The organism is Pseudoalteromonas ruthenica, assembly GCF_008808095.1.
Taxonomy (GTDB): Bacteria; Pseudomonadota; Gammaproteobacteria; order Enterobacterales; family Alteromonadaceae; genus Pseudoalteromonas; species Pseudoalteromonas ruthenica.
Genome location: NZ_CP023397.1, coordinates 509336 through 529832 on the forward strand (window position 1 = coordinate 509336; position 20497 = coordinate 529832).

The following is a 20497-nucleotide window of genomic DNA, read 5'->3' on the forward strand; positions in this document are numbered from 1 at the left end:
AATTAATATCACTAATTATAACAAGGTGGAAAAGACGTCATCCGACCATATGCATTTAGTCGCGGTAACTTATGTACAGCGGGCAGAGCAAACTTGCTTTACCACGCGATGTTGCATATAAGCCATTTGCGGGTGGGGTAAGTGTAGGAAAGGAGCTGTGTTACAGCTCCCGAGGTTTTTCAATGTAGTAGCCTTGTGCACCATCAAGACAAAGCTGCTCGATAATATGCTTCTCTTCTTGGCTCTCAACGCCTTCAGCGAATACTTTAACGCCAATACGGTGCGCTAAATCAACCATTAATCGCATGAAGTACTGGTTATTCTTATCGTCTTCTAGACCGCGCGTGTAGCTGGCATCCATTTTGATAAAGTCTGGTTTTAACTCTCGGAAAAACTTAAATGACGTTAGCCCTACGCCAAACTTCTCTACGGTAATACGGGCGCCTGCGCGATGCAGCATGGTAATAAAGCGTTTGCTTGCGCCGATGTTTTGTTGCAGTCCTAGCTCTGAAATCTCAAAGATGAGACGAGCTGCCAATTCGCCTTCTTTCATCAGTCGACGTTCAAGCCAGATCACAAATTTATCGTCATGGGCGCTTGCGGCTGACACGTTGAGCCCAAAATACTGCGCATTGAGGTTTTTACTTTTCATCGCCCGAAAAGCATGTTCGATGATCATTTGATCCAGTTCAACCGATTTTCCTAACTGATCGGCCATCGCCATAAACGAAGAGGTCGGTAAGATATGCTCTTCCTCATCGCGAAATCGCGCCTGAATCTCTGAGTAGGCATTGTTGCTTTTACCTAGCGGCATAATGGCTTGGATCACTAGGGTCACACTTTGCTTATCGAGTAAATCGTTGATCATTTTGCGCCAATTTTGCGACCCTTGATTGCTGCTGGCACTCATATCCTCTTGGCGTTGAATGTGCCAAGCGTTATTTTGTTTGCTCTGGGCAATATTCATCGCCACATCAACATTCGCCAGTAGCTCGCCAAGGGGTTTATTCTGCTCGTAGGAGACAATGCCGGTGTAAGCGACAGAGGTTAGATCATGGATTTTCTGATACTGGTTTAGCTTAGACTGAACATTATTAGCAAAGCGCTCCGCTTCTTTTAGCGGAATATTAGGTAACACCACGGCAAAATCTGAGCTGTTAAGGCGAAATACGCTGCTGCCACGATAACTGCCGACCACGGCGCTGAGCATCTCAGCAATACTGCGAATGTACTCATCGCCTTGCTGATAACCGCTGCGCTGGTTGATGTGTTGCAATTCGGTGCCTCGTACCAGGGCGATACAGCCAAAACAATCGCCCTGAACGTGTTCAATGTGACGTTCGTAATACTCTACGAACATGTTGCGATTACCCAGTTCGGTGACTACGTCTTTATAGGCCTCTTTTTTTTATTTCCACTGCCGAGCTGGCAATATTGTCGAGTTGCGAGCCTAAGTATGTTGATAGGCGATTGAGGGCAGGGGAGATTTGACTGGCTAATCGTTGCTTTTGGCTATCGTCAGAGAATGCACGGCTGCTGGTATCTGGCACCACGCCATTGCTGACGAATTGGTCGATTATCGCTGAAATCATATCAGCCACATGCCGGCGGTATCCCACAAACGCCGTTTTTAAACTAGCAATAGGCAACAGTGCGAGCAGGGATATGACTAATACAAAATAAAGTAATCCAACTTCAAATGTTTTCGCTACATCGTCTAAATCGGCAATAAACTCTATGCGCAGCTCACCATTACTACTGACTGCATACTGGCTGCGGACACTGTTGAACTGAGACTGAGCCACTTGTGAAAGTAGTGCGCTGTTCTGGCGATGTGTTTTGTTTGCCAATACTTCACCTTCGGCATCTCTCAGCCATAGGTTTTTCAAGTTCATGGTGGCAAACAGTTGCTCTGCCATAGCGGGAGCATCGGTGACGGTAATTTGCGGATGGCTATCTAAATACCGCTGCAAGCTTACTTGCATGTGTTCTTGCTTTTCCACACTGTAAGAGTGAAAAACCATCACATTAGCGATAATACCGGCACACAATGCCAGTAGCCATAAAGAAAATTGTAAGAGGGTGAACCGTTTCAACTTAGCTTTATCCTTATTATTTAACCAGCTAAACGATAAATCCTAATCGCGACTGAACTTTGGCAAAGAGTCCATTCACATGCGCGAGCGTGCCATGTGAGACGGCGAATTATCACAGCGGCCTAATCTCTACTAGTGTAATTTAACCGTTATTACATACAACCTTGGTGCAATGAGTTGTTATAAATCATTGACTAATGGCGCAATAATATAGCACGGCTTGAGAAAAAACACAGTACAAAGAGTAGTTTACAAAGATGAGTTTGTCTAGAAAGAGGAGATGGGTGAAAATTGGCTCCCCCTCCCCGACTCGAACGGGGGACCTGCGGATTAACAGTCCGTCGCTCTAACCAACTGAGCTAAGGGGGAACAATTTCAAAGGTAAGTAGTGGCTCCCCCTCCCCGACTCGAACGGGGGACCTGCGGATTAACAGTCCGTCGCTCTAACCAACTGAGCTAAGGGGGAACAATTACCTTATTGCTGAAAGATTTGGCTCCCCCTCCCCGACTCGAACGGGGGACCTGCGGATTAACAGTCCGTCGCTCTAACCAACTGAGCTAAGGGGGAAGCGCCTGCCTTTCAACGGGGCGAAATATTAATGACCGCGCCCTAAAGTGTCAACCAATAAAAACTCTAAAAATAAAAAAAGTAGACTGTTCGGCGCTTTTTCACTCAAATTGACTGCTTAGCGCGCAAAACAGCCTCTATTTGGGGCTGCGTTGCGCCTGTCGCAGAGCGATTTCATCAGTAATTACACTGACAAAGGGAAATAATCGAGTCTGTCAGTAACTTATACTTTCATGACTCATAGCGCAAACAACCCGAAGATGAACGTAAACTCAGTAAAAAACGAGCAAATTAGCTTAACCCCTTATAATTAAAGGGGTGGCGTAACTTATCCACGAAATCTGTGGATAAGTCTGTTTATGAATAGGGCAAGGGCAGTAGCTATCGGTATCGACAGAGAGCGAGTAAGAATGCAAGGGGAAAAGGATAAAAAATATTTTTATTTAAAATCAATTGCTTGCTATTATATTCTTTGGCGTTACTTAAAGAACGTTTGTTATAATCTGAATTGACGATGTATTCATCTTTCTGTGTAAAAAAAAGTCATTTCATCCCCAAAATGTATACATGCTGTAAATAATTTGTTTTTTACATGCTTTTGCACAAACAAGTCAGCCAAATTTAGAAAAAGATCATTTTTTATGCACCATTTAGGCGTAGCGAGGGATGCTTTGATGCTTTAGAATGGGGATTTGGAATTAGCAGCAATAAGCGTCGATATGGCTACAGCCGAAACTCATTCTTCTGATCATGCGCAACCCTCTCAGCTTCTTCATGCTGCCATTGTACCGACTTTAACGAAAATGACTGTGCCGATGATTTTTGGCATGATCTTTCTAATGATGTTTAACCTAGTTGATACATTTTTTATTAGTATGCTAGGTACACAACCTTTAGCGGCAATTAGCTTTACCTTCCCTGTGACATTCACTGTTATTAGCCTCGCTATTGGTCTAGGGATTGGGACCTCAGCGGTGATAGCTAAAGCATTGGGAGCGGGTGAGCATGCTCAAGCTCGTTTTGATGGCACCGTTGCGCTCATTGTTTCAGCGATACTTGTGCTCTTGCTATCGGTAGCAGGTTATCTCTTTAGCGAACCGTTGTTTAAGCTTCTAGGGGCTCAAGCACAGTTGCTACCCATCATCGACCAATATATGCATATTTGGTTTTTAGCCAGTGTGCTATTAGTCACACCCATGATTGGCAATGCTATTTTGCGCGCGAATGGCGATGCGAAGACGCCTAGCCTGATCATGGGCGGCTCTGGACTTATCAATGCCATACTTGATCCTGTGTTGATTTTCGGCTGGGGCCCAATTCCGGCACTAGGTGTCCAAGGCGCGGCCATTGCCAGTGCGATTTCTTGGGTTGTTGGCGTTATTTTGGTGCTGCATATTCTCATTGTGCGTCGTAAACTACTGAGCAGTCAGTGCCGCAGTCAGAGTTTTTATGGGGCAACACGGAAGATTTTAAAAATAGGCTTTCCTGCGGCGGGTGCGAATATGCTAACGCCTCTAGCGATGGCCGTTATGACTGCTATCGTCGCTACCTTTGGTGCACCAGCGGTGGCTGCGTTCGGTGTCGGCAGCCGGATAGAGTCGATAGCGTCGTTGGTGGTGTTGGCGTTGTCAATGACACTACCGCCGTTTATCAGCCAAAACTTTGGAGCCGGGAAAATAGAGCGGGTGCGCGAGGCACACCAAAAGACCTTGCAGTTTGTCCTTATTTGGCAATTTTTCATCTACTTATTACTGTTAGCTGTGGGTCATTGGATAGCGCTTGCTTTTGCCAGTGAGAGCCAAGTGCGGGAGCTGATCAGCTTATTTATTTACATTTTACCGCTATCGTATGGCCTACAAGGCGTTATTATTTTAACTAACTCCTCGTTCAATGCCTTGCACAGGCCAATGAATGCACTCGTTTTGAGCGTAATTCGATTGTTTGTCTTTTATGTGCCGATTGCCTATGTCGGCAGTTTAATCGCCGACTTAACCGGTTTATTTATTGGCGCGGCAATGGGTAATCTGTTTACAGCCGTCGTTGCGTACTTATGGTTCACTCATGAGCTTAAACGCCACAGCCAACAATAAGGAGTCTTGTTAGTGAAAGATATGTTCGAATTGGTATCTGGTTACTCGCCAAGTGGCGACCAACCTAGTGCCATTGCCCAGTTGGTCGAAGGGTTAGAAGCGGGACTGGCTCACCAAACTTTGCTCGGCGCGACAGGAACCGGCAAGACCTTTACCATGGCTAATATTATGGCCGAGCTTAATCGCCCGACTATTATCATGGCGCACAATAAAACGCTGGCGGCGCAGCTGTATGGTGAAATGAAAGAGTTCTTTCCCAATAATGCTGTGGAATATTTCGTCTCATACTACGACTACTACCAGCCAGAAGCCTATGTAGTTGCAAGCGACACCTTTATCGAAAAAGACGCCTCCATTAATGAGCATATTGAGCAAATGCGGTTGTCGGCCACCAAAGCCTTATTAGAGCGGCGCGATGTGGTGATTGTGGCTTCCGTTTCTGCCATTTACGGTCTTGGCGATCCTGATTCCTACATGAAAATGATGCTGCTATTGAAAGTCGGAGATACCATAGACCAACGTGATATGTTGCGGCGTTTAGCTGAGTTGCAATACACCCGTAATGATATGGATTTCAGCCGGGGCACCTATCGCGTGCGTGGCGAGGTGATTGATATTTTCCCCGCTGAGTCCGATGATATTGCCGTACGCGTCGAGATGTTTGATGATGAAATAGAGCGCTTAAGCTTATTTGATCCGCTCACCGGTCATGTGGAAAAAAACCTTGTGCGCGCCACCATCTACCCAAAAACACACTATGTTACACCCCGTGAGAAAATATTAGCGGCTATTGAGAATATCAAAACCGAATTGAAAAGCCGCCGCCAACGCTTGCTTGATGACAACCGGCTGATTGAAGAGCAGCGTATTGCACAACGCACCCAGTACGATATTGAAATGATGCAAGAGCTTGGCTATTGCAGTGGCATTGAAAACTACAGCCGTTACTTATCGGGTCGGGCGCCAGGCGAGCCACCGCCAACCTTACTGGACTATCTCCCGGATGATGCTTTGATGATCATCGATGAGTCTCACGTTACCGTGTCACAAGTGGGGGCTATGTATCGCGGCGACCGCTCGCGCAAAGAAAATCTTGTCGAGTATGGTTTTAGATTGCCCTCGGCAATGGACAATCGGCCGCTCAAGTTTGAAGAGTTTGAGGCCATAATGCCCCAGACTATCTATGTATCTGCCACCCCAGGGGATTATGAGCTAGACAAGTCCGCAGGCGAAGTTGCTGAACAGGTGATCCGTCCTACTGGCTTGGTCGACCCGCAAATAGAAGTGCGTCCCGTGGCCACTCAGGTGGACGATTTGCTCTCTGAAATATACAAACGTGTCGAAGTGAACGAGCGGGTTTTAGTGACCACCCTAACTAAGCGAATGGCGGAAGACCTCACTGATTATCTTAGCGATCATGATGTGAAGGTGCGCTATTTACACTCCGATATTGATACCGTAGAGCGCATGGAAATCATTCGCGATTTACGGGCAGGGGTATTTGATGTACTCGTTGGCATCAATCTGCTGCGAGAGGGGTTAGACATGCCGGAAGTGTCATTGGTCGCTATTTTAGATGCCGATAAAGAAGGCTTTTTACGCTCAACGCGCTCGCTTATTCAGACCATTGGCCGTGCAGCCCGCCATATTAACGGCCGTGCTATTTTATATGGTGATGTGATCACTCGTTCAATGCGTCAAGCCATGGACGAAACCAACCGCCGTAGAGAAAAGCAAATAGCCCATAACGAAGCGCATGGGATCACCCCGCAAGCGCTGAAAAAACGCATTACCGATGTGATGGATACCGGCGAAGAGGTACAAAACAAAGCGGCGCAGGCACGCCTTAAACCGGCATCGAAAAAGGCCGGCACGACAATGGATGCCAGTGAAATAGCCAAAGAGATTAGTCGCCTAGAAGCACAAATGCACGAATTTGCTCGTGATTTGGAATTTGAAAAAGCGGCCAAAGTACGCGACCAAGTGCACGAACTGCAGCAGCAGCTTATTCATAGCTAGTGGCCATCGGCTCCTTGCATATTAGCTCGTTGGAGGCTATAAACTAAGGATATTATTCCTGCAAAGGCGGTTGGCGCACGTTGATTTTAAAAGCGTGTTTTTCACTTCTCGGCTGCGCTGTTATGTGCTGGGTGGCGCCGGTTTTTGCGCAGTCGCAACGCGTTGAAATACTGGTTGATCAAAGCTATCCGCCTTACACTTATGTTCGCCAAGGCACTTTGCAAGGCGATTACGTTGCATTGGTGCAAAGCGCTGCTAAATCACTGACAGACTATGAGGTGGTATTAAAGCCAATGCCCTGGAAACGGGCACTGCAGCAGCTTGAGCAGGGCGCTGCGTTTGCGATATTACCGCCCTATAAACACCTTGATAAACGTCCCTTTATCGATATGTATTCGCTGCCACTTGAGCAAGAAACAGTGGTCGCACTGTGCCACAATGACACTGATTTACCGGCAGCATTAGCTGGCAAAGCGGGCCCAGCGGTTAATATTGGTGTCAACGCTGGGTACTTGATTTTTGACCATGCCGTGCGTGCAGCCCAGCAGCGCGGCGATGTGCGAGTATGGCGTAATGCCAATACCCGTTCAAATTTGTTTAAGCTACTAAAGCAACGAATTGAGTGCTATGTGAATGACCGCCGTTCAAGCGAGTATGAATTAGAACTAATAGTGCAGCGACAGCCTGAACTTGCTATAAAGGCTAAGAATTTGACTGTGCAGCATGTGTTAATGACACGCTCAGCCCATATCGGCTATGCGCGGGACGAACGCGGCAACTACCCCTTTAAATATGATTTTATAGCGAAAATGGATGCGGCTTTGGCTGAGCTCATCAACCACTGATTATTTTTGCTGCGCTTTGTCGCTATACATACGTTTATCTGCTTCGTTTAGCAGAGCTTCAATATCCAGTGTTTGCTCGGTATGGCAACTGTAACCGCAGCTTAGTGAAGGGTAGATAAACAAATCGCCATGAGCGAGGGGAGTGCTTTCTATATGGCGGCGCACTTTTTCGACAATTTGTGCGACCGTATCCGGATCATTTATACGATATAAAAGCACTAAAAACTCGTCGCCGCCAAGGCGGGCAACCACATCCGCGTCGCGTAGTGCAGTTTCGAGTTCTCGGGCAACGTGAACTAGCAGCGCATCTCCCACCGCATGACCGAAGTTATCGTTTACTTGTTTAAACTCATTTAAATCAATACTGATGATGGCAAACTTCTTTTCTTGCTGTGGGTCATTTACCAAGGCATTAAGGCGTTGCATGATATATCGCCGGTTTGCCAGCTTGGTTAGCTCATCCTGCAAAGACATTGTTTTAGTGAGGTGGTATGCCCGCACCAGTATCGCGATAGAGAAATACAGTATAATGGCAGCCGCGATACTGATGGCGCCGAGTAGTTGGGCATTGTCACCGTGGTTGCTGGGGATGCTATAGCGGGCCGCAAGTTGCCAGCGGCCATTAGGAAGTTGGATGGTGGCGGTGCTGTCAGCATTACTGAAGATGCTCGCATCGCCATAAAACACCTGGCCCTCGGCACCCGATGCATTCACCCCACGCAAAGCGATATGCAAGTGCTCAGTATCTTTGATACCGACCTGTCTATACAGTGTGGCTAAATCCATGACCACACTGAGAGTGCCCCAATAATGGGCGTTGACGGGGTAGTCATCAAAAAGAGGGAAACGTGCGATGATCGCTTGGCCGCCTTGCACTAGCTCTAAAGGGCCGGCAATGACCACCTTCTTAATTTGTCGCGCTTTAACCACGGTGGCGTATTGCTCAGGGCTGGATTTGAAGTTAAAACCAATGGCGCGCTGATTTCCTTCTAATGGGAATACGTGGCTGATGGTGTCATTGGGAGCTAGCCCTAAATTGCGCACCAATTGCGATTGTTCTAGGGTCTTAGCGGCGATGGTATGCCAATTAGCAATGGCCAGTTCAGGGTTTAGAGCCACCACGGTCGCCAAGCTTTCAGCGGCGAATACATCTTTGAAAATGGTGGTTTCTATTTTGTTGCGGACAAGTGCGGTTTGCTCGCGCAGGTGTTGCTCACTCTCTGCTTTTTGTTTTTCGAAATACGCCGAAGTGAGTAGGTGAATACCAAAGCCAGCCACGCAAAAATACGCTAGGCTTGCAAAGATATAAAGGTATAAACGCTTGACGCTCATGGTAGCGGCAGCCACAAATAGCACACAACTGGGTGCATTATAGGTTATTTATTTCTTGTTCGACGCTAAATCCCTTATCTGTCACAACTTTTTCTAATATTTGTACACGTTCTTTGAGTTGGGAAAGCTCCTTGCTCATGGTTGTGAGCTGCTCATTTTCGCGGCCAGCACGTGCGTTCAGCGCTTTTTGTTTATTACGAACATCCACCACCATCACCGTGGCGACAATAACAAGGGCGGCTACCACCAACATCAGCGCTATGTACATGAAATAATTCCCTATTAATTTGATCTACTGTTCAGTATAACGGGAAAATTCAGTATGACCACTGACAATTTTACAATCATCAGTGGTCAACAGGCAGGATTAAGACTCGTAGGGGAGAGGATCCGTTGCGTTATTTTCCGCAAACGCTTCTAAGCGCTCTTGGCAAGCACCGCATTTGCCACAGGCTTGTTCACGGCCGTTGTAGCAGGTCCATGTTTGACTGTAATCTAAATCCATGGCTAAGCCGTCACGGAGAATATCAATCTTACTGCTATCTAAGTAGGGGCAGACAATTTCGACTTCGTCGTAATTAGCAATACGGCACACGTCATCCATTTTCTTCACAAATTCAGGACGACAATCTGGATAAATGGCATGGTCGCCCGAGTGAGCGCCATAATAGACTTTATTGGCCTTAAGTGAGACAGCATAACCGACAGCGAGCGATAACAAAATCATATTGCGGTTCGGCACTATCGTGCTTTTCATGCTTTCTTCTTCATAATGGCCTTCGGGAACCTCGATGTCGTCGGTCAGAGACGAGCCACCAATCAATTGATTTATGGCAGAAATATCAACGGTTTTATGATCCACTCCAAGGCGCTCACAGACTGCTTTTGCAACCTCAAGCTCTTTAACATGGCGCTGACCATAGTTAAAGGAGAGCGCATACACTTCGTGCCCCTGCATGCGTGCTTTATTCAGCACAGTGAATGAGTCCATGCCGCCGGAATAAATAACTACAACTTTTTCTGCCATGGTGCCTTCTAGCCTTTTATCATAGAGGTTTGCATTCGGGCGCGGTATACTACAGGGTTTGAGAGTGGATCACAATTATTCCCGAATACGGGGCTGTAAATGTCACACGCTAATGTAAAGTATGAGCAGTAGGTAAGTTTTTTGTACCAAATTAATGAGATTTTTGAAACCATCCAAGGGGAAGCCAGTTACACTGGTACACCGTCTATTTTTGTGCGCTTGCAAGGGTGTCCTGTAGGGTGTGCGTGGTGTGATACCAAACAGACATGGGATGCAAGTGATAGCTACGTTGTAAGCCTTGAGCAAACAGTGGAGAAAAAAGCGGATTCTCAACATTGGGCCCATGCCAGCGCCGAAGACGTACTCGCGTTATTTCAACAGCGCGGTTATCTTGCCAAACATGTCGTGATCACTGGCGGCGAACCTTGCTTATTTGATTTAAACCCACTGTGTGAGCTATTGCATGAACATGGGTATTCCACGCAAATAGAAACCAGCGGTACCTTTGCCATAAAGGCGCCGACGCAAACTTGGGTGACAGTGTCGCCGAAAATTAATATGCGTGGTGGGTATGATGTGCTGGCTAGTGCCATGCAACGCGCCGATGAAATTAAGCACCCAGTGGCGATGCAAAAACACGTGGATGAGCTCGAGGCCCTATTTGCGCAAACAGGTGTGGCACCTAAGCTTGTGTACCTACAGCCAATTAGCCAAAAAGCGAAAGCTACCAAGCTGGCAATTGATACCTGCATTCAGAAAAATTGGCGTTTATCAGTACAAGTCCATAAATACATTGGTATTAATTAACTTCGCTCACGAGCTTAGCGCTGCAGCATACTGAGGTTATGAAAAAGCCCACATACCGTGGGCTTTTTGCGTTACGCATTATGCTCTTGCAAATAATCGAGCACCACTTGGTGATGTTCTTTAGTTTTAAACTTGTTGAATACGTGTTTGATATTGCCATCTTGGCCAATAAGGAAGCTAATACGATGGATGCCGTCGTATTCTTTACCCATAAACTTTTTCAAGCCCCACACCCCGAAATCCTCGGCAACTTTGTGGTCTTCATCGCTAAGCAACTGGAAGTTTAGCTCTTTTTTTGTTTCAAAGTTTTTCAGCTTTTTAACCGGATCGGGGCTGATCCCGACAGCAACCGTATTGTGCTCGCTAAGAGCCGCTTTGTGATCGCGCAATTGCTCGGCTTGCACAGTACACCCAGGAGTAAGCGCTTTAGGGTAAAAATAAACTAACACCTGGTGCTCTTTTAGGAGTGCTTCTAAGCTGACAGAGTTACCGTCTTGGTCTTGAAGGTTGAAAAGAGGGGCTTTATCGCCTGCTTGTAAGGTATTCATAGTGATTCCTTATCTTATTCGTCTGAAAATGTAATCAATTTCAAGGCGTTGCGATAACGCCTCAAATGATACTTTAAACGCGTCTATATCTAATTCTTGCGGTACGTTAAATTCAAGCTCGCAGCGCATGTATGCCTGCTCTTCTTTATCGAAGGTGTCTGATTTTAATGAACAGATGCTAATACCGTATTCGGCAAAATAGCCTGTGACTTGGCTCAGCGTACCAGGGGTGTCAACGCCGTGATATTCGAGGTTGTAACCGCCACCATATTGCTCTGCATTATGACTTGAAGTGCGCTTCATCATTGTTAATAAGCCCAGCTCCATGCCCGTGGCTGGCAGGGTATGCTCTACGCGACTGATGGCCGCCATGTCGCCGCACAGCAACATAATGAAAGTAAGCTCATTGCCTAAAATAGCGATTCGGCTATCGGTGATATTACAGTTACAGTCACTGACTAATTGCGTTAGTGCGCTGACTACACCGGGTTGATCTTCACCTATGGCGGTGATCACTAGTTGTTGTTTGGCTAATTCAGCCATGTTGTTCGACCCTTGCTAAGAGAAAACGAAAACCTTTAGATGGCCGCGCAGTTTAGCACAACCAGCGGTGTTACGCGCAACTTTTAGCCGTGACCGAGTTTATTCGCATTTGCACGGCGTCTTTCTTGTTTTTACAGCAATGTAAAAGTACCATAGTGAAAATTTTTGCCATACCGCTGATTTAGATGGGCGGTGGCGAGTGTCGATACTCTGCTTAATACCGCTTGCAATGGTCAATGGATCAGTTGTAAGTGCACCAAGTTTTAACCTGACACTGAACCAATTACGTCTCACCGACTCAAAGTCCGTAGAATAAAAAAAGGTGAGCATAGGAGATAGACAGCGTGCAGTATTGGATCCCTAAAGCATTGATGTTAAGTGCCTTAGTCAGTTTAAGCGGATGCGGTATTTTTACCAGCGAAGCACATCATCCACGTAATTACCGTACCAATGAACCGGTGGTGGCCCCTGAAGGGCTTGATGCACCGCGCCAAGACCCAACCTATAAAATGGATGTTGCCCGTTACGATAATAGCGAACAAGCAAAAGCAACAAAGCCGCCAATGCAAATAATGCCGCTTGCTGAGGGCAGTTGGCTGGATGAAAACGAAAAGCTGGCCCGTGTATATTTTGACAAAAACGAAGGCATCGAAGATCTTGATGAATTTATTTGGCACGCAATTGAGGGCGTTTTATCTGACTACAACACGCGAGCAGTAAGTGCGGATAAGTTAATCGGCACCGTGGAAACCGATTGGTTTTCAATAGTCCGAGTTGAAGAAGGGTGGTTATGGGATGACGAGATAGTCGCTGAGCAGCGTTACAAGTTCATCATCGAGGAGAAAGACCATCAGCGCACTGCCGCTTTGCGCGCAGAAATGGTGGACTATCGCTCAGACGATGTACCCCTGACGCCACTATTACAACAGCGTCTTGAAACCCGCGCGCTCAACGCGGTCATTTCGGAGTTTGATTATCGCTATCGTCAATTGAAAGTAGAGCTGCGCCAGCGCCAAGGGATCATTTCTCTGGATATGGGTTTTGACAACAAAGGTAATGCGGCACTGGTCACAGAGCAAGCTTACAATGTCGTGTTTGAACGCTTTGCAGGTTTCTTGGAGCGGCTGCAATTCACCATTGTCGAGGTGGATGTAGATTCAGGGCGAATCATTGCAGATTACACCAAGCCAGAAGCCAGCGTTTGGGACTCTATCTGGGGCGAGGAAGCCATGCAGCTACCGCTTGAAGATGGGCAGTATCAAATTTTGATGAGCACTACGCGCGAGGGTGGCACCAGCATTACCTGGATGGATAAAGAGGGTGAAGTGTTGCAACCCGGCACCATGAACGATTTGCAACAAGCGTTGGTGCAAGCGCTGCGAACCCGAGGCATTCAAATATAACGCCTGATAAGCAGGCCATGAAGGAAAAGAGTGTCGTGCTCTTTTCCTTTTTTCATGTATAGGGCCCAGTAAATGGGCTAATAATAACAATGAACAAGTAACGATTATGACAACAAGCCAACCCCGTTCAATGGCCAGCACTTTGCTGACCTTTATTATCCCCTCTTTGATAGGGGTATTTTTGTTTATGGTGCCTATTCCTTGGGAAGGGGAGATAAAAATCACTGTGGCAATATTGGCGGATATGCTGCGTGTGTGGTTAGCGCCAATAGCCAGTACCTTATTGCTAATAATTATCTGTGGAACCGGGTTGCTCTCTTTACTTATGAGTACCGTGCAACCTCGGTCGTTGTTTGATAACACATTAATCCGGCATCTGTTTGTTGTGACGCCCGTGTGGCTAGTGGTACGCCTTTTGGGTATGGTGTTTGTTGTGATGACCTATTTTGAATTAGGTCCAGTGGCGATTCATTCCGAGAACACCGGCGCATTTGTTATGAATGAGCTGCTGCCGCTATTGCTCACGGTGTTTATCTTGGCTGGTTTTTTGTTGCCATTGTTACTTAATTTTGGGTTATTAGAATTGGTGGGCACGCTGTTTACGAAAATTATGCAGCCGCTCTTTGGCGTGCCAGGGCGCAGCGCGGTAAACTGCGCGGCATCCTGGTTAGGGGATGGCAGTGTCGGTATTTTGATGACTGCGCGCCAATACGAGGACAAGCATTACACCCAGCGTGAGGCCGCTATTATTGGCACTACGTTCTCAGCAGTGTCGATTACCTTCTGTTTTGTGGTGATTGGGCAGGTACGATTAGAACACTTATTTGCGCCGTTTTACCTGACGGTATGTGTCGCTGGTGTGGTATGCGCGCTCATTCTCCCACGTATTCCACCACTGAGCTTGAAAAAGAACACCTACGTGGACGGCAGTACTCAAAATCAAGATGATGAGTCGCACTCGGCGCAGAAAAACCTTTGGCGTCAGTCTTTGGATATGGCTTTGCACAAGGCGCGCCATGCCAAAGGGGTTAAGGGCACGGTACAAGAAGGTGTGCACAACGCATTAGACATGGTTTTTGCCGTGTTGCCTGTGGTGATGGCGGTGGGTACGTTTGCTTTGATCATTTCTGAATACACCCCAGTCTTTACGTGGCTAGGTAAGCCTTTTATTCCTTACCTTGAGTTATTAGGGATCCCCGAGGCCGTCAAAGCATCGGAAACCATCGTTGTTGGCTTTGCTGATATGTTTATACCGTCGATTCTAGCGGCATCGAATATTGACAGTGAAGTGACGCGTTTTATCATAGCCGCAATGAGTGTCACGCAGCTGATTTACATGTCAGAGGTGGGGGCCTTACTATTGGGTAGTAAAATACCGGTAAATATAGTTGAGCTATTTATTATTTTTATATTGCGAACGCTGATCACCTTACCGGTGATCACGCTAATGGCAAACTGGCTAGTGGCTTAGTCTTTGTCGCAGTGCTCATCTTGGGCACTGCGCTGCTTTTCTTTCAGGCGCTGTCTGGCTTTCTCAACAGGGTCTTGATTTAGGCGTTTCATATCCAGTTTGGCGGAGTATTTGAGTAGCGCTATATTGCTCCCGACGAAGCCAAAAACGGCGACGATAATTAGAATAACTTGCCAAGTTTGCATTGCACTGTTCGCTCATGTATTAAGTGAAGGGTAAGGCTGTGCCCTTTATAACTGACACCACCGTTGCCATGCAACATTAACAAACATTTAGTGGAGTTTTCCCAAGCAATGGAAAAGGTACTAATTTGGCCTGAACACTATCCGTTATTACTCAAGGGGCTTATTGAGCAAAACGGCGCATTTATTTTAGACGCCCTTGAGGCGTGGCCGGCGTGTAGTACTAAAATCGAAGACAATGTCAGCACCACGGTGTTACCGCCTATTTATTACTTGGTATGGTTAGCGCCAAGAGACCCATTTGACGAGTGTACTTTCCAGCATATCAGTGACTTTGATGAGCAGGCCCATCAATATATTAACGCCGCGCGAGAGTATTTTCTGAATAATGAATACACCAACGAGCAAATAAGCGAGTTTTTGCTTGAACGTTTGAGCCAATATGCCGATGTAAATGCCCAATTGGCGCTAGAGTCGCCGATGTCATTGGCGCAATTGTTATTTGAACAGCGCTATTTTTCGCTGTTGGAGCAGTTGCTGGCTCGCGGCGCGCTGCTCTCCAGTGCGGACATTATGCTGGTCTGGCAGGAAGTAGACTTTCGAGCTAAGTTCTCAGCGTTTTTACCACAGTGCGCAGCGGATAAAGACACCGTGCTCGATGCCGCCAAAGCCGAATTGGTGCAAGGTAAAGACTTCTTCACCTTATTGCAGCATTTATCGACCGACGATAATTTGCAGCATCTGCTCGAGCAAGCGCTATTGGCACACTTACAAAGTGAGCATGCTAAACAAAGCTTGGCTATGCGCTTTGTTGAGCAAGGTGCGAAAGGCAGCGAATATAACGAGCAAGGACAAAGCGCACTGATGCTGGCCGCTGAGAAAGGCTTTGTAGCGGTGCTTGAAGCCATCCTCGGCGATGCCTCGATGAATGCTAAAGATGAGCAGGGCAATACTGCTTTGCACTATGCTGTGGCAGCCGATAACAGCGCATGCTTGAAGTTGTTGTTGCGCGCCGGGGCTAACTTTCATGCTAAAAATAACGCTGGGCTCAGTTGTTATCGTTACGCCGTAGAGCGCAACCGCAAAGAGCTGGTGCGTTTAATGGAACGTGAATTTGGAATTAAAGAGCTCTCACCACAGGGACAGTACATGCGTGTTGCCAAGGTGCATGTATTGCACGCTTTGGTGGTGATGTTGCTACCGCTGCAGTTGTTTTTCTTTTTTGATGAGAGCATTGAGCATAAAAGCGAGCTCACCATCGCGTTGACGATGTTTTCCATGGTGGCGATATTTTTTGCTATTAGCTTAAAGCGCTGTGCGTTGTATCCACAGCTAAAACACCCCTTTGGTTTAGGGATTATTCGCATGGGTTCGGTATTATCCTTGGTGGCCCAATTAGGCCTGTTATCGGTCGTTGCCTTGGCGTTTTTAAGCCAGCTGGCGGGGTAGAGGCACTTTTAGGTCGTTATTATGCAAACATGCCGAAGCGCAGTGCTCTGGCATGTTTGCGAGCTTACTAACTATCTTTGTGGTGATTTTGGCGATGATATTCTTGTGCGGCCTTCTCCTGGGCTAGGTCATCTTTAAGCTTACCTACTTTTAGTCCCAATTCTTGACCGCGATGTCGGGCATAGTAAGTACAACCTACAAACATCATGCTTGAGAGTATTAACTCAAGAATGACCCAAAGGCGCTCGTCGGGGCTGACCCACAACAAGGTAAAACCATGAATAAAATAAATCATGACCACAAAGTTGGCCCAAGCATAGGTGTAAGGTTTGTCTTGAATAATGCCTTTCAATGGCAGTAACAATGGCAGAATATACAAACCAAACGTAAATGCCAGTGAATAGTCAGTGCGTGGTACCAAGACAAACATCCACAGCGGCATTAGAATTAGCAGGCCAATGTAGCCGGTCAACGCCAAAAGTTGGTAGCGTTTAGTGATCGGTTTTTTTGCAATATCAGTCATTAAGCTTTCTCGTTAACGTTGCTAAGCGCTTGCCCAGAGCTTGGCATATCTGTTTTTCATCGTTGCTCAATTGAGCGTTATTGTGCGCCCCAGGTACATGGCTTGCGCCGTAAGGCGCGCCCCCTGAGGTGGTGCTACTCAATGCCGGGACGTCATAAGGCACCCCCACCAATAACATGCCATGGTGCAGTAGCGGCGTGGCCAGGTTAAGCAAGGTCGCCTCATTACCTCCGTGCATGCTACTTGAAGAAGTAAACACACAGGCTGGCTTATCAATGAGTTCGCCTTTAAGCCACATCTCGCTGGTTTGCTCCCACATCGCTTTTGCTTGCGAGGCCATCATGCCAAAGCGAGTCGGAGTGCCAAAAGCCAAGGCAGAACATTGGCTGAGCTCGACTAAGTCTACTTGAGGGTGCGAACCATCCTCACTGACGCAGCGTATCAGTGTATCAACGCCTTGTGCTTCAATGCTGTCGGCAAGTTCCTCGGCCAATGCGCGAACACTGCCACCGCGAGAATGGTACAGCACTAAAATAGGTGCCATTTACAGCAGCTCCAAGACATTTTCAGGAGGACGTCCAAGAACGGCTTTATTGCCATTTACAACAATAGGACGTTCGATAAGCTTTGGATTGTGATGCATGGCATTTAACAGCGCCTGTTCGTCATGCTGGTTTTTTAAATCAAGCTCTTTGTACGTGTCTTCTTTGGTACGCATTAATTCGCGGGCAGAGCTAAAGCCTAATTGTTGTACCAGTGTGTTTAGTTGCTCTACGCTGGGGGTATCGTCTAAATACTTGATAACTTCTGGCTCTAGGCCTTTTTCCTCGATTAGGGCCAAAGTTTGGCGTGATTTAGAACAACGTGGATTGTGATAAATAACGATAGACATAGCTTCCTCTTGCGGATGTTTTGCCCTTGATTGCTGTGAGCTGGCCACAACCATATTGGCCTTGGCAGTGCAGGCGGGGCCGATAAATTTATACCTATAGTGTAAAAGATACGTGCGCCCGTTGATAGAGGCGCACACCTTGTTGCTTCAATTTGCGCCACCGAGGTGGGCATATGCGTTATAAACGAGCGAGCTCTTTTTGCATTTGCCGGTATTGCGCTAACAATGCTTTCAGTCGTTTATGTTTAATCGCTTCATTCGGTTCAATATGATTAAGGGCTTTTTGAACTTCATCAGCGGCTTTCATATACGCCCCCACCTGAGCCATTAAATCCGCATTAGCCTCATGGTAGGCTGCTTTGTCGTCTTGGCGTCGGTAGGTAGTGGTAAGCAGCTGCTTAGCCAAAAAGTGGTCTGGCTTTTCTAGGGTAAAACTACGCAACAGTTCAGTGGCCAGCGCATAGTCCTCGGCTTCAATTGCAGCGTGGGCGTAGTTTAAGGTTATAACTTGGTTGTTTGGCCGCAATTGATGAAATGGGCGCAAATGCTCAAGGGCTTTGTCGGGCTCGCCCTTGCCAACATAGTAATCGGTTAGTGTATCCAAATAAAAAAGATTACTCGGGGCGCGTTCCAACAAGGGTGCGAGGTATTGCCATGCTTGGTCGAACTTTTTCTGGTCGATTAAGGTCAGCGCCAGTCCGTAGTGCAATGCTGACTTGTCGCCATAGGCGTTTTCCCGCAGTAGTTTATTAAACTGCTCTTGCGCTTGTTGTGAGTCATAACCATAGCGGGCCAGAATGCGGCTTTTCGCAAGGTAGAACTCTAAGCTTTGGCCATATTGACGCTTTTCATATTGCTGTGCACGCAAGCGGACATCACTGATCCGGCTTTGTGGTAATGGGTGGGTAAGAATAAATACCGGCGGCTTTTGGCGGTAACGAATTTGCGCGGCCAGTTTTGTTAAAAACTCGCCAGAAGCATGAGGGTCAAAGCCAGCTTCGTATAAGGTACGCATGCCGATTCGATCGGCCTCTTGCTCAGCCCCCCGGCTATGACTTAGTTGGCTCAGTGCGCTTTGTGTCTGGGTTCCGGAAATAATGGCCATGCCGGCATCGGGGGCAACAACGGTCGCTAGTATACCGGCAATCAGCCCGGCAATAGTAACCCCAGAGTTATCTTTTTGCTGCTGCAAACGCCTTGCTAGGTGGCGCTGAGTCACGTGCGCAATTTCATGCCCGAGTACAGACGCCAATTGACTCTCGTTATCTGCTTGAGCGATTAGCCCGGTATGAACGCCAACGTGCCCGCCATAGAAAGCAAATGCGTTAATATCTTTGTTATTTATCCAGAAAAAAGAAAATGGAAAACGCACATCGTCGGCGTGGGAGACAAGCTTATTGCCAAGCGTAGTGAGGTACTCATCAAGCACGGGGTCGTCGATGACCGGCGATGAACCGCGAATTTGCATCATCATCACATCGCCAATAGCCCGCTCTTTTTCAATGGGCAGCACCTGCAAAGCCGAGGTGCCTAAATCTGGCAACTCAAAGGTATTTTGTGCCTTTACTGGCATAAACGTTGTGCTCACTAAGGCACAGGACAACAAGATACGTTTAAAAGGCATATTATTCCTTGTGGTTATAATCATCTGGCTCCATCAACCTAGCCAGCGCAAATTCACTGCCGCCAGTGTTGTGGTGCTTTTCGCACGCCTTATAGAATTCTTTTATTGAGACTCCGTTGTAGGCTTGAACGTTCAATTCGCGACGTAATAATTCGACCGTGTCATGCACGACTTTATGAGCGTGAATAATCAGAGCTTTATCGGCATCATCTCCACTGTCAAAGAAAAACGCGATGAATTTGTGCAACTGACCGATACGGATCACATGCTCCATGGTCGCCGGATCCCATACATCGAATTCCATTTTGGCATTATCACGCACGTAATGACGAATTTTTTCGTCGCCAGCATAAGCATAAGCACTGAGCTCAAAGCCTCGCTCGGTAAAGCTTTGATGTAAACCGATACGCGGCTTGTTATCGCAGTGGATAATGCCATTATGATCTTCCTGCCCACCGAGTGTCTTCAGGTTCCAATTTCGTTTATCGAGTAAGCGCTTGATAGCTGTATCAAACCCGTGCTCTAGCAGGTTTTCAGACTCACTGAGGCTTTGTGACACCATATGGTAAAAAGGCGGTAGTTCACCCCAGTTAAGCTGTTTTTTATACCAATTGATTTCCTTTAAGGTCGGATTGGCAGGCAGCCTAGCTTTGTTATGCGACGTCGCCATGACACGCTTCCTTCATTTTCGCCTTATAGTATTAAGCATAAACGAATGTCGTAAACCTTTTAAGCTTTTTTACGGTATGATTAAGGAATCGGTATCATCTACTAACTATTTCTTTTTACGCTTAATCTCAGCGACATATTGGCATCGATAACAAGTGTTAAGCGCCAAGCAAGGTAATGTGAATATAATGGTGGAAGTTGATTTACGGTCGTTACGGTGTCCGCAGCAGTTTGTGCAATTTAAACTCGCGCTAAAGCGTGCTCAGGGTGACCATCGTCGTTTATTATTATTGTTGAATACCAACACTCAAGAATTTACCGATATTGAACGGTACTTAAAAAAACAAGGGCTGAGCTATGCGTTGCAGCGTCAACCATCGTTTTACCGCCTCATAGTGGAGATTTAAAT

Annotated in this window: 21 protein-coding genes and 3 tRNA genes; 8 read left to right on the forward strand and 16 right to left on the reverse strand. The window is 46.9% G+C overall.

The window, feature by feature from the left end:
• Positions 1-160: 160 nt before the first annotated feature.
• From PRUTH_RS17440 to PRUTH_RS17460, 5 genes are all read right to left on the reverse strand, one after another.
• Positions 161-1360: an EAL domain-containing protein gene (locus tag PRUTH_RS17440; protein ID WP_151174041.1), complete on the reverse strand. Its 1200-nt coding sequence runs from the start codon at positions 1358-1360 to the stop codon at positions 161-163.
• Positions 1361-1391: 31 nt separating this feature from the next.
• On the reverse strand, positions 1392-2096 hold the full coding sequence (locus PRUTH_RS19425; RefSeq protein WP_151174042.1) for a hypothetical protein: 705 nt from the start codon (positions 2094-2096) through the stop codon (positions 1392-1394).
• Positions 2097-2388: 292 nt separating this feature from the next.
• Positions 2389-2465, reverse strand: a tRNA-Asn gene (locus tag PRUTH_RS17450).
• Positions 2466-2485: 20 nt separating this feature from the next.
• Positions 2486-2562, reverse strand: a tRNA-Asn gene (locus PRUTH_RS17455).
• 25 nt (positions 2563-2587) lie between these two features.
• Positions 2588-2664: transfer RNA gene (locus PRUTH_RS17460), tRNA-Asn, on the reverse strand.
• Between the two features lie 719 nt (positions 2665-3383).
• Here PRUTH_RS17460 and PRUTH_RS17465 point away from each other — a divergent pair.
• The 3 genes from PRUTH_RS17465 (at position 3384) to PRUTH_RS17475 (ending at position 7618) form a co-directional block, all read left to right on the forward strand.
• Complete coding sequence (locus PRUTH_RS17465; RefSeq protein ID WP_151174043.1) at positions 3384-4754, forward strand: MATE family efflux transporter; 1371 nt, start codon at positions 3384-3386, stop codon at positions 4752-4754.
• 12 nt (positions 4755-4766) lie between these two features.
• Positions 4767-6773, forward strand: a complete 2007-nt coding sequence (gene uvrB / locus PRUTH_RS17470) for an excinuclease ABC subunit UvrB (protein WP_151174044.1) — start codon at positions 4767-4769, stop codon at positions 6771-6773.
• Between the two features lie 131 nt (positions 6774-6904).
• A complete protein-coding gene (locus PRUTH_RS17475; protein WP_170269016.1) occupies positions 6905-7618 on the forward strand; it encodes a substrate-binding periplasmic protein in 714 nt (237 codons plus the stop codon).
• Here the strand turns inward: PRUTH_RS17475 and PRUTH_RS17480 are convergent, their stop codons facing one another.
• The 3 genes from PRUTH_RS17480 to queC form a co-directional block, all read right to left on the reverse strand.
• The gene (locus tag PRUTH_RS17480) at positions 7619-8950 is read right to left on the reverse strand and encodes a diguanylate cyclase domain-containing protein (protein WP_151174046.1); all 1332 of its coding nucleotides are present in this window, start codon (positions 8948-8950) and stop codon (positions 7619-7621) included.
• Positions 8951-8987: 37 nt separating this feature from the next.
• The gene (locus PRUTH_RS17485) at positions 8988-9218 is read right to left on the reverse strand and encodes a hypothetical protein (RefSeq protein WP_022944493.1); all 231 of its coding nucleotides are present in this window, start codon (positions 9216-9218) and stop codon (positions 8988-8990) included.
• Between the two features lie 99 nt (positions 9219-9317).
• Complete coding sequence (queC, locus tag PRUTH_RS17490) at positions 9318-10025, reverse strand: 7-cyano-7-deazaguanine synthase QueC (protein ID WP_257221110.1); 708 nt, start codon at positions 10023-10025, stop codon at positions 9318-9320.
• Between the two features lie 93 nt (positions 10026-10118).
• Between queC and queE the strand changes: the two genes are divergently transcribed.
• Entirely contained in the window at positions 10119-10784 is a 666-nt protein-coding gene (gene queE / locus PRUTH_RS17495) for a 7-carboxy-7-deazaguanine synthase QueE (RefSeq protein ID WP_151174048.1), read from the forward strand.
• Between the two features lie 71 nt (positions 10785-10855).
• Here the strand turns inward: queE and bcp are convergent, their stop codons facing one another.
• Together bcp and PRUTH_RS17505 are read right to left on the reverse strand one after the other, a co-directional pair.
• Positions 10856-11332 (reverse strand): thioredoxin-dependent thiol peroxidase, encoded by a 477-nt coding sequence (bcp, locus tag PRUTH_RS17500; protein WP_151174049.1) that lies wholly within the window; start codon positions 11330-11332, stop codon positions 10856-10858.
• A 9-nt stretch (positions 11333-11341) separates the two neighbouring features.
• Entirely contained in the window at positions 11342-11875 is a 534-nt protein-coding gene (locus tag PRUTH_RS17505; protein ID WP_045978992.1) for a glycine cleavage system transcriptional repressor, read from the reverse strand.
• 344 nt (positions 11876-12219) lie between these two features.
• On the opposite strand from PRUTH_RS17505, the gene bamC reads away from it, so the two are divergent.
• Complete coding sequence (gene bamC, locus PRUTH_RS17510) at positions 12220-13278, forward strand: NlpB/DapX family lipoprotein (RefSeq protein WP_022944488.1); 1059 nt, start codon at positions 12220-12222, stop codon at positions 13276-13278.
• A gap of 106 nt (positions 13279-13384) precedes the next feature.
• Positions 13385-14749 carry a YjiH family protein gene (locus PRUTH_RS17515; RefSeq protein ID WP_151174050.1) on the forward strand — a complete coding sequence of 455 codons (1365 nt, stop codon included), beginning with the start codon at positions 13385-13387 and terminating at the stop codon, positions 14747-14749.
• Here PRUTH_RS17515 and PRUTH_RS17520 read toward each other — a convergent pair.
• Positions 14746-14934: a DUF2897 family protein gene (locus tag PRUTH_RS17520; RefSeq protein WP_022944486.1), complete on the reverse strand. Its 189-nt coding sequence runs from the start codon at positions 14932-14934 to the stop codon at positions 14746-14748. The genes PRUTH_RS17515 and PRUTH_RS17520 overlap by 4 nt on opposite strands.
• A gap of 108 nt (positions 14935-15042) precedes the next feature.
• Here PRUTH_RS17520 and PRUTH_RS17525 point away from each other — a divergent pair, with 108 nt between their 5' ends.
• Complete coding sequence (locus tag PRUTH_RS17525) at positions 15043-16380, forward strand: ankyrin repeat domain-containing protein (protein WP_151174051.1); 1338 nt, start codon at positions 15043-15045, stop codon at positions 16378-16380.
• A gap of 67 nt (positions 16381-16447) precedes the next feature.
• Here PRUTH_RS17525 and PRUTH_RS17530 read toward each other — a convergent pair whose 3' ends face one another.
• The 5 genes from PRUTH_RS17530 to PRUTH_RS17550 form a co-directional block, all read right to left on the reverse strand.
• A complete protein-coding gene (locus PRUTH_RS17530; protein WP_045978995.1) occupies positions 16448-16903 on the reverse strand; it encodes a DUF2069 domain-containing protein in 456 nt (151 codons plus the stop codon).
• On the reverse strand, positions 16896-17447 hold the full coding sequence (gene wrbA, locus PRUTH_RS17535) for an NAD(P)H:quinone oxidoreductase (RefSeq protein ID WP_151174052.1): 552 nt from the start codon (positions 17445-17447) through the stop codon (positions 16896-16898). Before wrbA ends, PRUTH_RS17530 begins: the two co-directional genes overlap by 8 nt.
• The gene (gene arsC, locus PRUTH_RS17540; protein ID WP_151174053.1) at positions 17448-17795 is read right to left on the reverse strand and encodes an arsenate reductase (glutaredoxin); all 348 of its coding nucleotides are present in this window, start codon (positions 17793-17795) and stop codon (positions 17448-17450) included. It lies immediately after the preceding gene.
• 178 nt (positions 17796-17973) lie between these two features.
• Positions 17974-19419, reverse strand: a complete 1446-nt coding sequence (bepA, locus tag PRUTH_RS17545) for a beta-barrel assembly-enhancing protease (protein ID WP_138548334.1) — start codon at positions 19417-19419, stop codon at positions 17974-17976.
• Position 19420: 1 nt separating this feature from the next.
• A complete protein-coding gene (locus tag PRUTH_RS17550; RefSeq protein WP_138509672.1) occupies positions 19421-20089 on the reverse strand; it encodes a hypothetical protein in 669 nt (222 codons plus the stop codon).
• A gap of 187 nt (positions 20090-20276) precedes the next feature.
• Here PRUTH_RS17550 and PRUTH_RS17555 point away from each other — a divergent pair, with 187 nt between their 5' ends.
• Entirely contained in the window at positions 20277-20495 is a 219-nt protein-coding gene (locus PRUTH_RS17555; RefSeq protein ID WP_026111040.1) for a sulfurtransferase TusA family protein, read from the forward strand.
• Positions 20496-20497 lie beyond the last annotated feature (2 nt).

What these genes read in the sequence shown, in the direction of transcription:
- PRUTH_RS17440 (WP_151174041.1), bottom strand. Translation starts at nt 1,360, where the DNA reads ATGTTCGTAGAGTATTACGAACGTCACATTGAACACGTTCAGGGCGAT.
- PRUTH_RS17465 (WP_151174043.1), top strand. Translation starts at nt 3,384, where the DNA reads ATGGCTACAGCCGAAACTCATTCTTCTGATCATGCGCAACCCTCTCAG.
- PRUTH_RS17480 (WP_151174046.1), bottom strand. Translation starts at nt 8,950, where the DNA reads ATGAGCGTCAAGCGTTTATACCTTTATATCTTTGCAAGCCTAGCGTAT.
- PRUTH_RS17485 (WP_022944493.1), bottom strand. Translation starts at nt 9,218, where the DNA reads ATGTACATAGCGCTGATGTTGGTGGTAGCCGCCCTTGTTATTGTCGCC.
- bcp (WP_151174049.1), bottom strand. Translation starts at nt 11,332, where the DNA reads ATGAATACCTTACAAGCAGGCGATAAAGCCCCTCTTTTCAACCTTCAA.
- PRUTH_RS17505 (WP_045978992.1), bottom strand. Translation starts at nt 11,875, where the DNA reads ATGGCTGAATTAGCCAAACAACAACTAGTGATCACCGCCATAGGTGAA.
- PRUTH_RS17515 (WP_151174050.1), top strand. Translation starts at nt 13,385, where the DNA reads ATGACAACAAGCCAACCCCGTTCAATGGCCAGCACTTTGCTGACCTTT.
- PRUTH_RS17520 (WP_022944486.1), bottom strand. Translation starts at nt 14,934, where the DNA reads ATGCAAACTTGGCAAGTTATTCTAATTATCGTCGCCGTTTTTGGCTTC.
- PRUTH_RS17525 (WP_151174051.1), top strand. Translation starts at nt 15,043, where the DNA reads ATGGAAAAGGTACTAATTTGGCCTGAACACTATCCGTTATTACTCAAG.
- PRUTH_RS17530 (WP_045978995.1), bottom strand. Translation starts at nt 16,903, where the DNA reads ATGACTGATATTGCAAAAAAACCGATCACTAAACGCTACCAACTTTTG.
- wrbA (WP_151174052.1), bottom strand. Translation starts at nt 17,447, where the DNA reads ATGGCACCTATTTTAGTGCTGTACCATTCTCGCGGTGGCAGTGTTCGC.
- arsC (WP_151174053.1), bottom strand. Translation starts at nt 17,795, where the DNA reads ATGTCTATCGTTATTTATCACAATCCACGTTGTTCTAAATCACGCCAA.
- bepA (WP_138548334.1), bottom strand. Translation starts at nt 19,419, where the DNA reads ATGCCTTTTAAACGTATCTTGTTGTCCTGTGCCTTAGTGAGCACAACG.
- PRUTH_RS17550 (WP_138509672.1), bottom strand. Translation starts at nt 20,089, where the DNA reads ATGGCGACGTCGCATAACAAAGCTAGGCTGCCTGCCAATCCGACCTTA.
- PRUTH_RS17555 (WP_026111040.1), top strand. Translation starts at nt 20,277, where the DNA reads ATGGTGGAAGTTGATTTACGGTCGTTACGGTGTCCGCAGCAGTTTGTG.